Origin of the sequence: Woronichinia naegeliana WA131, from assembly GCA_025370055.1 — a bacterium.
GTDB classification, from domain to species: domain Bacteria; phylum Cyanobacteriota; class Cyanobacteriia; order Cyanobacteriales; family Microcystaceae; genus Woronichinia; species Woronichinia naegeliana.
In genome coordinates this window covers 6,730,361-6,742,808 of record CP073041.1, presented here as the reverse complement: position 1 = coordinate 6,742,808, position 12,448 = coordinate 6,730,361, and the positions used below count along the sequence as shown (strand labels likewise).

The window sequence follows — 12,448 nt, the reverse complement described above, 5'->3', positions numbered from 1 at the left end:
TAAGTTATCTATGCTTTTTCAGTCCATACTTCCCTAACCCACATTTCTTTCGTTTTTTGACTTTTTCAGCAAGCCCTACTTAGCCATAGCAAAAAAACGTCGTGTGTCAAAAAAAGAAAGAAGAAAAGGAACAAAAAAACAACTAGGATATATAAAAAGAAACTTGTCTCATATAGAAAAAATGATAGAAGAGGGAGCAAAGTTAGAAAAACTAACGAAAAAAGAGCAAGAAGAGCTTGTAACGATAGGAAAAGTGTATGAGCAACAGTTAGAAATGTATGAAAAAAAGACAAATAAAGTAGAAAACAGAATTGTGAGTGTAAGCCAACCTCACGTGCGTCCAATAGTGCGTGGAAAAGCGGGAAAAGCAGTAGAGTTTGGAGCTAAAATATCGGCAAGTAATGTGAATGGCTTTGTCTTCTTAGACAAATTAAGTTGGGATAATTACAACGAATCGGGAGATTTACAAGCGCGAATAGAAGAATATAAAAGGGAAACAGGATGTTATCCGGAATCGGTTCATGTGGATAAAATCTATCGAACAAAAGCGAATCGAGCTTATTGTAAAGAAAGGGATATAAGAATGAGTGGTCCCCGATTGGGAAGACCGCCGAAAGAGGTGAGCAAAGAAAAAAAGAAAGAGGCACGCTCAGATGAAAGAGTGCGTAATGCCATTGAGGGTAAATTCGGACAGGGAAAGAGGAAATTTAGTCTTGGTCGAGTGATGGCCAAACTACCTGAGACCTCGGAAACGGTAATTGCGATGAACTTTTTGGTAATGAATCTTTCTACTCTACTTCAGAAGACAAAAAGTAAAAAGTTGTAGAGTCGTTTTTCTTGTGAAAAATGGTGTTAATTTTCCTCTCTTTTGTGAGGAGTGATTTGTGTTGACCTTTTTAGACAGAAAGGAACAATAGATTAAACAAAATCTGTATTTTGATTTGTTTCCATAAGGATAAGTTATCTATGCTTTTTCAGTCCATACTTCCCTAACCCACATTTCTTTCGTTTTTTGACTTTTTCAGCAAGCTGACTTTTCCCGTTAAGTGCGGATTGCAAGCTGCCAGCCTTGGCAAAGGTCATGCAACTTCAACCAACCGCGCCAAAGGACTTGGATACCGAGAGGAGTTTTACGACGATGTTCAAGATAACCACCAAGAAAAGCAACAGACTCGACAGCCCAAGCAACAGTCAAAATAGGGGGAAGTTTTTGAGAGGCGGCTGCTTTTAACACCTGAAGTTGAAGAGGATTAAGAATTTCAATCGCGAGAGCATCGGGCTGGGTACGATGAAGATAAGTAACGTGTAAAAGTTCAACAGCAATGACACTTAAAAAACCCAAAAGAGTTTTCATTCCATCAGAGGCAAGTCGATAACGCTCACTCTGACAACCAGACTTAAGGACTTTATGAAATTCTTCAACCCGCCATCGGTAGGTGTACCAACGAAGAATAGTGACAGCCATCTCAATAGTCTCAACAACTTCTGTAGTCAGAAGCATCCAAGATAAAGGAGTTTCGCCTTCGGGACAATCGATTTCTGTCGCATAAACAGCATAGACATTCAACGGGTCACGATTATCAAAACGATAGGGAGTTCGTAGATTAACTGAGCAAAATCGGACGGCAAGCTTAACCTTCCGTGCTTTTCTTTTTCCTGTACTCGGAATCTCGATTTCTTGATGAAAACGAATCGGTTCTGATTCCAAATGTTGCCAAAGTCGTTCACTATTTTTGTCTAAACTACGATTATGAGACGCTCTGACCAGCACTCCTGTATGCTTGAGTTGACGCACTGAGTCAAAGACTTCTGAAACATCTCCTTCTCTGTCAAATACATGAATTACCCTCGTTGAACTTTCTACCTGTTTCTCACAGGTGTTTAGAGCCTCTACCCATTTGTAGGATTCTTTTTCCTCAAATGGTCTTTGACGAGCTGCTTTTCTTTGTTCTTTCTGTCTTTCTTTTTTCTGCTTCGCCGTTTCATCTGTTGGGGGCTTTTCTTTTACCTCCCTATTCCACAGTTTTTGCCATAATAAACCTAATACTTGTCCTTTTTCTGGCTCAATTGCTAAAGCACTATGCAGTATTAATCCATTCCCTCCTTTTCCAGTCGGCCCATACCCTTCCCTTTTTTCCTTGATATTGCGATAATCTAAGAAGGTCGTATCTCCGACTGATAGCATTATCTTATATTCTTCTACGGCGGCAGTTGTCATTTCACAGTGCGGCTCTATTATCTTGACAAAGTCTGTTTTCGGATTCCCAAAAATTCATAGGCCCTCTTTAACTCGTTTCCTCCCTTAAACACTTCTGATAAGGCTTTTCCAAACCCCTCACTTAACTTTTTCCCAATCGAGAAGGCACGATTGTTTAGCCTCTCGTCTCCCAATTCACAACTGGCAAAGTTTTTTGTCCACCATTCCAACATTTTTTGACCTGCCCTTTAAGATTTTCTCCATTTTACAGTCTCATACTCCCTTCATCCTTTGTTTTTGAAATTTGAACGATAAGCGGGATGATGGCTTCAGAATATTTTTTTCCTGTCAAGAGAATCATTACTCAAACCCTTGCCAGATAAAGCCTCTAGAAGTTTGCATTGCTGGATTTTGGACTTAACGGGAAAAGTCAGTTTCAGCAAGCCCTATTTACAAGGAGCAGGGTATTATTTCAACCCCGCAAGGCTTGCAGTCGTCTTTGCTGTCAATCATTCAAGCATTCAACAGCCGGTCAATCCTATTCCCATTCAATTGTGCCAGGCGGCTTGGAAGTAATATCATAAACTACTCGATTTACCCCCTTGACCTCATTAACCATACGATTTGAGATTGCCTCTAGAATATCGTAGGGAACTTTAGCCCAATCCGCCGTCATCCCATCTTCACTCGTAATAAAACGCAGCACGATTGGGTGAGCATAAGTTCGCTGATCCCCCATTACCCCCACACTGCGGACAGGCAATAAGACCGCAAAGGCTTGCCAATAATCATGGTAAATTCCCCGTTTAGAAATTTCATCTCGAACCACAAAATCAGCATCTCGGAGAATATTCAACCGTTCTGATGTCACCTCGCCAATAATCCGAATCGCTAAACCTGGGCCAGGAAAGGGATGACGACGGACAATTTCTTCTGGCAAACCAATGGAACGGCCTAATTTACGCACTTCATCCTTAAAGAGTTTACGTAAAGGCTCCACCAATTTAAAGCGTAAATTCTTCGGTAGTCCCCCCACATTGTGATGGCTTTTAATTTTGACAGCCACCCGTTCCCCACTCTTTGGATCAACATTACTATCAGCCGACTCAATCACATCTGGATATAACGTTCCCTGAGCTAGATAATCAAAGGGCCCCAAGCGATTAGACTCTTCCTCAAATACCTGAATAAACTCATGGCCAATACGTCGTCGCTTCTCTTCTGGATCGGTAATCCCTTCTAGTTGCTGCAAAAAGCGATCGCGAGCATTAACATACTGAACCGGAATATGAAATTGTCGATCAAAGAGTTCTACCAAACGTTCTGGTTCCCCTTTTCGCATAAACCCCTGATCGATAAACATACAGGTCAAATTGTCCCCAATGGCCCGATGCAATAAAAATGCCAACGTTGAAGAATCAACCCCTCCCGACAAGGCCAAAAGGACACGCTTCTCTCCCACCTGCGATCGAATCTCTCGAATGGATTCCTCCACAAAGGCTTCCGTCGTCCAGGTCGGTTCACATTTACAGATGTGATAGACAAAATTCCGAATCAGGGCAATTCCTCCTACTGAATGCACCACCTCCGGATGAAACTGCACCCCAAATAAACGCTTCTCATGGTCGGCGATCGCAGCACAAGGCGTATTGTCGGTATAGGCCAGAATCTCAAAACCATGCGGTAGCAGCGAACAAGAGTCACCGTGACTCATCCACATCGTCGAAGCATCTTCCACATTGGTCAGCAGATCCGTCGGATCACTAATCCTGAGAGAAGCCTTACCGTATTCTGCCCGTTTGGCCCGCTCAACCTTGCCCCCCAACTGTTTCACCATCAACTGCATTCCATAGCATACCCCCAACACCGGAATCCCCAGATGCCAGATAGCCGGATCGCATTGAGGTGCCCCCTCGTCATACACCGAGCTAGGCCCACCCGACAAAATAATTCCCTTAGGGTTAATCCGTCGCAACTCCTCGGCTGAAGTTCGATAAGACAAAACCTCTGAATAAACCTGGGTCTCCCGAATACGACGAGCAATCAACTCTGAATATTGGGAGCCAAAGTCAAGAATGATAATAATTTGGCGTTCTAAGCCACTAGTGAGATTGAATGGGACATCAGTCTCGGCTGTTTGCGAAAAAGCAGGCGTTTGCGTAGTCACAGTCAAATACACGATAACGGTTAACAAAATAATCCTAGATATCGCTACTAGGATGAAAGATCGTCTAAGCGATCTTGGCAACGTGCACCAACTCAATTAGGTTTTAACGCTTGCAGTTTAACTTTAAAGCGAACCGAAAGAAAAAACACCATATATAAGCCATCAATATTCTGTCACCTTAACACGCCCTATTGACAATACAGAAGATCTACCAACGTATCCATCAAAAGAAGAAAGAGTCTGTAGAAAGTAAGAAGGGAGGGAGTTGAGGGGTTGTTGTAGAGTTGAGAAAAACTTTTTTAAAAAAAAGGGTTGACAAAGCAGGGAAAGATCCCTATATTGGTAAATGCGCGGTTGAGAGCGGAAGCGAAGGAAACGCGCCGAACCTAGACAAATCAATAGTTTGAAAGAAAAAGCCAAACCCTTGTAAATTAAAAAACTAATTCTTTCATTGGTGGTTTAGTTTACTAGACATCAGTGAAAAAAGCAAGAAAAAAGAGCCGATAGACTTAATAAATTGGTAAAAACAATGGAGAGTTTGATCCTGGCTCAGGATGAACGCTGGCGGTATGCCTAACACATGCAAGTCGAACGGAGTTCCTTCGGGAACTTAGTGGCGGACGGGTGAGTAACACGTGAGAACCTACCTTCAGAATGGGGACAACAGTTGGAAACGACTGCTAATACCCGATGTGCCGAAAGGTGAAAGATTTATCGTCTGAAGATGGGCTCGCGGCTGATTAGCTAGTTGGTAGTGTAAGGGACTACCAAGGCGACGATCAGTAGCTGGTCTGAGAGGATGAGCAGCCACACTGGAACTGAGAAACGGTCCAGACTCCTACGGGAGGCAGCAGTGGGGAATTTTCCGCAATGGGCGAAAGCCTGACGGAGCAATACCGCGTGTGGGAGGAAGGCCCTTGGGTTGTAAACCACTTTTATCAGGGAAGAAGCTCTGACGGTACCTGATGAATAAGCATCGGCTAACTCCGTGCCAGCAGCCGCGGTAATACGGAGGATGCAAGCGTTATCCGGAATCATTGGGCGTAAAGCGTCCGTAGGTGGTTTGTCAAGTCTGTCGTCAAAGAATGGAGCTTAACTCCATAAAAGCGGTGGAAACTGAGAGACTAGAGTTCGGTAGGGGTAGCGGGAATTCCCAGTGTAGCGGTGAAATGCGTAGATATTGGGAAGAACATCGGTGGCGAAAGCGCGCTACTGGGCCGAAACTGACACTGAGGGACGAAAGCTAGGGTAGCGAAAGGGATTAGATACCCCTGTAGTCCTAGCCGTAAACGATGGATACTAGGCGTAGTCTGTATCGACCCGGACTGTGCCGAAGCTAACGCGTTAAGTATCCCGCCTGGGGAGTACGCTCGCAAGAGTGAAACTCAAAGGAATTGACGGGGGCCCGCACAAGCGGTGGAGTATGTGGTTTAATTCGATGCAACGCGAAGAACCTTACCAAGACTTGACATGTCTGGAATCCTGATGAAAGTTAGGAGTGCCTTAGGGAGCCAGAACACAGGTGGTGCATGGCTGTCGTCAGCTCGTGTCGTGAGATGTTGGGTTAAGTCCCGCAACGAGCGCAACCCCCGTTTTTAGTTGCCATCATTAAGTTGGGCACTCTAGAGAGACTGCCGGTGACAAACCGGAGGAAGGTGGGGATGACGTCAAGTCATCATGCCCCTTACGTCTTGGGCTACACACGTACTACAATGGTCGGGACAACGGGCAGCTAATCCGCGAGGACAAGCGAATCCCAACAAACCCGGCCTCAGTTCAGATTGCAGGCTGCAACTCGCCTGCATGAAGGAGGAATCGCTAGTAATCGCAGGTCAGCATACTGCGGTGAATTCGTTCCCGGGCCTTGTACACACCGCCCGTCACACCATGGGAGCTGGTCACGCCCGAAGTCGTTACTCCAACCGTTCGCGGAGGAGGATGCCTAAGGCAGGGCTAGTGACTGGGGTGAAGTCGTAACAAGGTAGCCGTACCGGAAGGTGTGGCTGGATCACCTCCTTATAGGGAGACCGTACCCACTGAATTCTGAAAGCAATCAGCAAATAAGAAAAAAGTAGGTTATCCCAAGGTCGTGCAAGGGAGAAAAGGTAAAAACTTTCAAACTATTAGAGTCGGTTCGTACCTAAGACTAACTTTCCGAAAGGGAGGGTAAAACTTAGAAAAAACCAGACAAGGGCTATTAGCTCAGTTGGTTAGAGCGCACGGCTGATAACCGTGAGGTCTCTGGTTCAAGTCCAGAATGGCCCACTGGATTAATCTTTTAGATTAATCATCACGAGCGCGTAAAGATTGGTAAAAAGAATCGGCATCCTATCTAAACAGGAAAAACTGTAATAGAGGGAATGCTGGTTGAAAAACCAGTAAGAACCTTGAAAACTGCATAGAAAAAGAGAAAAGCAGGGATAAAAGCCAAAGGTCAAGCTACAAAGGGCTAACGGTGGATACCTTGGCACACAGAGGCGATGAAGGACGTAGTTACCGACGAAACGCTTCGGGGAGCTGGAAACAAGCACTGATCCGGAGATGTCCGAATGGGGCAACCCTAAATACTGCTCACTGAATAAAATAGGTGAGAAAGAGCCAACCTAGTGAATTGAAACATCTTAGTAGCTAGAGGAAAAGAAAACAATTGAGTGATTCTCCGAGTAGCGGCGAGCGAAAAGGGAACAGCCTAAACCAACTTCTACGGAGGTTGGGGTCGTGGGACAGCAACGTGGACTGAATAGATTAGACGAAGCAGCTGAAAACTGCACCAGAGGAGGTGAAAGTCCTGTAGTCGAAAATCGAAGCAGCCTAGCTGAATCCCGAGTAGGCCGGAGCACGTGGAATTCCGGTTGAATCAGCGAGGACCACCTCGTAAGGCTAAATACTACTGTGTGACCGATAGAGAAAAGTACCGCGAGGGAAAGGTGAAAAGAACCCCAGTGAGGGGAGTGAAATAGAACATGAAACCGTTAGCCTACAAGCAATGGAAGGCTGATTAAACGGCTGACCGTGTGCCTGTTGAAGAATGAGCCGGCGACTTACAGGTTGTGGCAGGTTAAGGTGTGTTGCACCGAAGCCAAAGTGAAAGCGAGCCTGAAAAGGGCGATAGTCACAATTTGTAGACCCGAACCCGGGTGATCTAACCATGGCCAGGATGAAGCTTGGGTAAAACCAAGTGGAGGTCCGAACCGACTAATGTTGAAAAATTAGCGGATGAGCTGTGGTTAGGGGTGAAATGCCAATCGAACCCGGAGCTAGCTGGTTCTCCCCGAAATGTGTTTAGGCGCAGCGGTTGTAAAGTCAACTTGGGGGGTAAAGCACTGTTTCGCTGCGGGCTGGGAGACCGGTACCAAGGCGATGCAAACTAAGAATACCCAAGAAGAAACGACCAGTAAGACGGTGGGGGATAAGCTTCATCGTCAAGAGGGAAACAGCCCAGACCACCAGCTAAGGTCCCCAAATCATCACTAAGTGAGAAAGGAGGTGGGAGTGCATTGACAACCAGGAGGTTTGCCTAGAAGCAGCAATCCTTAAAAGAGTGCGTAATAGCTCACTGGTCAAGCGCTCCTGCGCCGAAAATGAACGGGGCTAAGTGATGTGCCGAAGCTGTGGACTACGAATGTAGTGGTAGGGGAGCGTTCTGTATAGGGTGAAGCACTAGCGGCAAGCAGGTGTGGACAGTACAGAAGTGAGAATGTCGGCTTGAGTAGCGAAAACATTGGTGAGAATCCAATGCCCCGAAATCCTAAGGGTTCCTCCGGAAGGCTCGTCCGCGGAGGGTTAGTCAGGACCTAAGGCGAGGCTGAAAAGCGTAGTCGATGGACAACGGTTCAATATTACCGTACTGATTATAGATTGTGGCGGGGGACGGAGAAGGCTAATGCTGCCGGATGATGGTTACCGGTCTAAGCATTCAAGGCGATGAGAGACGGAGAAAACGTCTTGAGCTGAGGTGTGATGGGGAGTCTCCACGGAGACGAAGTGCATGAGGTCAAGCTTCCTAGAAAAGCCCGAACCACGTTAATTTATAATTACCTGTACCCGAAACCGACACAGGTAGGAAGGTAGAGAATACCAAGGGGCGCGAGATAACTCTCTCTAAGGAACTCGGCAAAATGACCCCGTAACTTCGGGAGAAGGGGTGCCCTCAGCAATGGGGGTCGCAGTGAATAGGCCCAGGCGACTGTTTACCAAAAACACAGGTCTCCGCGAAGTCGTAAGACGCGGTATGGGGGCTGACGCCTGCCCAGTGCCGGAAGGTTAAGGAAGTTGGTCAGGAGCAATCTGAAGCTAGCGACTGAAGCCCCGGTGAACGGCGGCCGTAACTATAACGGTCCTAAGGTAGCGAAATTCCTTGTCGGGTAAGTTCCGACCCGCACGAAAGGCGTAACGATCTGGGCACTGTCTCGGAGAGAGACTCGGCGAAATAGGATTGTCTGTGAAGATACGGACTACCTGCATTTGGACAGAAAGACCCTATGAAGCTTTACTGTAGCTTGGGATTGGGTTCGGGCTTTGCTTGCGCAGGATAGGTGGGAGACGTTGAAGTAGTGCTTGTGGGTGCTATGGAGTCAACGGTGAGATACCACTCTGGTGAGGCTAGAATTCTAACTCTGACCCCTAATCGGGGGAGAGAACAATTTCAGGTGGGCAGTTTGACTGGGGCGGTCGCCTCCTAAAAGGTAACGGAGGCGCGCAAAGGTTTCCTCAGACTGGTTGGAAATCAGTCGAAGAGTGTAAAAGCAGAAGGAAGCTTGACTGTGAGACAAACAGGTCAAACAGGGACGAAAGTCGGCTTTAGTGATCCGACGGCACTGAGTGGAAGGGCCGTCGCTCAACGGATAAAAGTTACTCTAGGGATAACAGGCTGATCTCCGCCAAGAGTTCACATCGACGCGGAGGTTTGGCACCTCGATGTCGGCTCATCGCAACCTGGGGCGGTAGTACGTCCCAAGGGTTGGGCTGTTCGCCCATTAAAGCGGTACGTGAGCTGGGTTCAGAACGTCGTGAGACAGTTCGGTCCATATCCGATGTAGGCGTAAGAGTATTGAGAGGAGCCTTCCTTAGTACGAGAGGACCGGGAAGGACGCACCGCTGGTGTACCTGTTATCGTGCCAACGGTAAACGCAGGGTAGCCAAGTGCGGAGTGGATAACCGCTGAAAGCATCTAAGTGGGAAGCCCACCTCAAGATGAGTACTCTCATGGCATAAGCCAGTAAGGTCACGGGAAGACTACCCGTTAATAGGCTCTAGATGGAAGTGTAGCAATATGCGAAGTCAAGGAGTACTAACAGACCGAGGGCTTGACCTTATTCTTATCTCAATTATTTCTCTTTTTTATGCAGTCTTGAGGGTTCTTGTGAGAACCACTTCTTGGTGTGTTTAGCGTCATGGAACCACTCCGATCCCATCCCGAACTCGGCTGTGAAACGTGTCTGCGGCGACGATACTTTTGGGGTTGCCCTCTGGAACAATAGCTCCATGCCAAGATTATTCTTTCTACAATAAACAATTCCTTTCTCATGCAAGTGGGGAGGGTTTTCATTTTTGGGATAGGGATGATATGGGTTACGCTACTCAACAATACGTTATTGTAAGCTGTCATCAGTTTAACTTGCAATAGTACTTGATCCCTTGTTTTTGATTTTGCGCCCCCAACGGATTGTCAATCCGCCTTCATTAAGAAGTTTATTGATGAGAGATTCTAATTCCTCAAGTGACTTGAACCTAGTTCCGCAGGGGTTTGTGTCTATGAGAAGAGAGGGGACGACGACCATTGAGAGAGGAAGCAATCAAGAGATTCCGAAGCCAATGGTCATGATAACGAAAACCATTAAGACTCTCAAAGGGAGAAAGTTGTCCCTGCTTCCGAACACGAGTTTTACGACAGTAAGGACGAAAATTCCACAATAAGGCAAGAGAGCGAACAGTTAATCTCGCCGATGTTAGATTGCCGTGAAAATATTGCATAGAATAAAGCACACGGTCAAAGTAATTCATCGGTCGGTCAACTTGATTACTCGTACGGTAAGCATCGGGAAAGTCGAGGGCAATTTGGAAAAGATGAGATTTAAGGTGAATGCGTCTGACCTTGGCCGTAATCACTTCCGATGGGTGTGACCTTTAGTTGATGAAGGGAAAGAAAAGTGTTAACATGAGATGAAAAGTGACAAAGAGGAAACAATGATGACAGCAAAACTAATTCAGAACAGCAATTCCAAATTCAGAATGTAGTCCAAGATACAAAAGTCTTGAAGTGCTTACGGTCAAGGGGTTTTGTTTCAATATGTGGAATCAGCGTAATGCTCTATTTAGTGATTGATCAAGTTTGTTTGCAGGTTGCTGACTCTCCAAGAGGCTAAGATTCGAGGAGGAAGTACAAAAAACGTCAGAAATCAGCGAAATCTCTCTTGACACCATAAAAGCGAGATAGTGTCTGTATCTTATGTTACCGTTTGAATTTGGAATTGCTGAATTCAGAACAGCAATTCCAAATTCAGAATGTAGTCCAAGATACAAAAGCCTTGAAGTGCTTACGGTCAAGGGGTTTTGTATCAATATGTAGAATCAGCGTAATGCTCTATTTAGGGCTTGCTGAAAAAAGCTGAAACCTTTACGGAGAAAAATAGTAGGCGAATTAAGAACCGCTAGAATGCACGAAAATAGGGTAGAATGCCTCAAAACCATTGCATTAAGAAGAGAGAAAGCAGATGTACCGAAAGCAACAGTACTCAATTGAAACACCAGAAAACTTGAAAAATCTGTTCGGCGGGCAGTTAGACGAAGAAAATCGTTGGATAGAAATGTCAAAAATGATTCTTTGGGAAGAATATGAGGAAGAATATGCAAAAAGGCACTGGTATCGTCTAGCTAGAAGCTACAAACGTTGCAATACAAGAGGTTCAACAAATCAGGCGAATTTGGAGTAAGTCCTCCCAAGTTAACCCTTTTTCAATTATACCGAGAGCTACAGCAGGAACTTCTCTAGTAGTAAAATGGCTGCGAACAAAGTTATGAACCATCCAGAAAATATCTAGGACTCGCTGTAATCCCACAACAGATTTAGCATAAGTATTTGTACGACGACGAAAGGCAGATAAATAGCGTCGGATAGCACTATTAAATACCTCAACGTGGTTGGCATGGACGTCCTTTTCTTCTGGTTTTTCTGTTGTCTCTGGATGTTCTGGTTTCGGAGTTTCTACTTTCTTTAGTTTACCCTCAGAATCTCGACGTTTACTACTCTTATTTTTTAGTCTTACCACCATACCCTTCGGTAATACTTTGGTGGGACGACCTCGCTTTCCAGTCCTTAATACTTCGTGACAAATATCAAATAGCAGTTGACTATATCGCTTTTCTCCATCTGTAAATAACTGGAGAGATTCTGCACTCCTTTCAAATAATTCCGCTACCGTCATCATTGCTTCTAGAAATAATTTCTGCTCTTTTCGACCACATTTTAAATGCCAAATAAAGCGGCTAGCCCTGTCCATGAGAACGATTGTCCACCCCTCAGAGGCACTTGCTTCTTTATTTTTTCCAACTTTTGTGTATAGTTCATCCCCTTCTATTACTAATTTAACAAATTCATTCACTAAGGCGTATAAAAATAATGTCTCTTGTAATCCTGATAATTTCTTTTCCCAATTCAATATTGTTGTTTTCGCGTAGCCGAATACTCGGGCTGCTGCATTTAATCCTATTCCTTCCATTCTGGCTTTTAATACTTTTACAATTTCACTTAATGGGGTTTCTAAGCCAGCGATTACGCTATCATAAGTCTCAGCAAAACAAGAACTACATTCTTGACAAATGAACATTTTACGTTCCCCGTTACCTTTCGTTTGATAATGAGAATGTATTTTTACGTTTTCACTATAGCAATGAGGACAGTTTTTCTTGAATAAGGCATCCTCTTTCTCTTGGCACAAGCCAACATCATTCAGGATTTCCATAGAGCTTTTCTTTAATATTGACATTGTTTTCTGTTTCCTTCTTCTTTGATATAATGACAATAATAATAGTATAATAAAAACGGGACGATGTCTAGTCTTAAACTATTTTTCTATTTTCTCAAG

6 protein-coding genes, 1 tRNA gene, 3 rRNA genes and 1 pseudogene are annotated in these 12,448 nt (G+C 45.1%); 6 read left to right on the top strand and 5 right to left on the bottom strand.

Features of this window, described 5'->3' with window-relative positions; translation table 11 throughout:
* The first annotated feature begins 70 nt into the window (after positions 1–70).
* Positions 71–826 (top strand): annotated as a pseudogene (locus KA717_34355) (transposase).
* Between the two features lie 216 nt (positions 827–1,042).
* Here KA717_34355 and KA717_34350 read toward each other — a convergent pair.
* From KA717_34350 to guaA, 3 genes are all read right to left on the bottom strand, one after another.
* The gene (locus tag KA717_34350; GenBank protein UXE60547.1) at positions 1,043–2,218 is read right to left on the bottom strand and encodes an IS4 family transposase; all 1,176 of its coding nucleotides are present in this window, start codon (positions 2,216–2,218) and stop codon (positions 1,043–1,045) included.
* 17 nt (positions 2,219–2,235) lie between these two features.
* Positions 2,236–2,430 carry a transposase gene (locus KA717_34345; GenBank protein ID UXE60546.1) on the bottom strand — a complete coding sequence of 65 codons (195 nt, stop codon included), beginning with the start codon at positions 2,428–2,430 and terminating at the stop codon, positions 2,236–2,238.
* A gap of 305 nt (positions 2,431–2,735) precedes the next feature.
* Positions 2,736–4,283 (bottom strand): glutamine-hydrolyzing GMP synthase, encoded by a 1,548-nt coding sequence (guaA, locus tag KA717_34340; GenBank protein UXE64865.1) that lies wholly within the window; start codon positions 4,281–4,283, stop codon positions 2,736–2,738.
* Between the two features lie 607 nt (positions 4,284–4,890).
* Here guaA and KA717_34335 point away from each other — a divergent pair.
* From KA717_34335 to rrf, 4 genes are all read left to right on the top strand, one after another.
* Positions 4,891–6,383: ribosomal RNA gene (locus KA717_34335) — 16S ribosomal RNA — on the top strand.
* A gap of 172 nt (positions 6,384–6,555) precedes the next feature.
* Positions 6,556–6,629, top strand: a tRNA-Ile gene (locus KA717_34330).
* A gap of 167 nt (positions 6,630–6,796) precedes the next feature.
* Positions 6,797–9,678 (top strand): 23S ribosomal RNA (locus KA717_34325).
* Between the two features lie 61 nt (positions 9,679–9,739).
* Positions 9,740–9,857, top strand: a 5S ribosomal RNA gene (gene rrf / locus KA717_34320).
* Together the 16S, 23S and 5S rRNA genes with 1 tRNA gene alongside form the textbook arrangement of a ribosomal RNA operon.
* 237 nt (positions 9,858–10,094) lie before the next feature.
* On the opposite strand, the gene KA717_34315 is transcribed toward rrf, so the two are convergent.
* On the bottom strand, positions 10,095–10,472 hold the full coding sequence (locus KA717_34315; GenBank protein ID UXE60545.1) for a hypothetical protein: 378 nt from the start codon (positions 10,470–10,472) through the stop codon (positions 10,095–10,097).
* A gap of 605 nt (positions 10,473–11,077) precedes the next feature.
* Here KA717_34315 and KA717_34310 point away from each other — a divergent pair.
* A complete protein-coding gene (locus tag KA717_34310) occupies positions 11,078–11,296 on the top strand; it encodes a hypothetical protein (protein ID UXE60544.1) in 219 nt (72 codons plus the stop codon).
* Here the strand turns inward: KA717_34310 and KA717_34305 are convergent.
* Positions 11,270–12,349: an IS1 family transposase gene (locus KA717_34305; GenBank protein ID UXE60543.1), complete on the bottom strand. Its 1,080-nt coding sequence runs from the start codon at positions 12,347–12,349 to the stop codon at positions 11,270–11,272. The two genes, KA717_34310 and KA717_34305, sit on opposite strands and share 27 nt — an antisense overlap.
* Positions 12,350–12,448 lie beyond the last annotated feature (99 nt).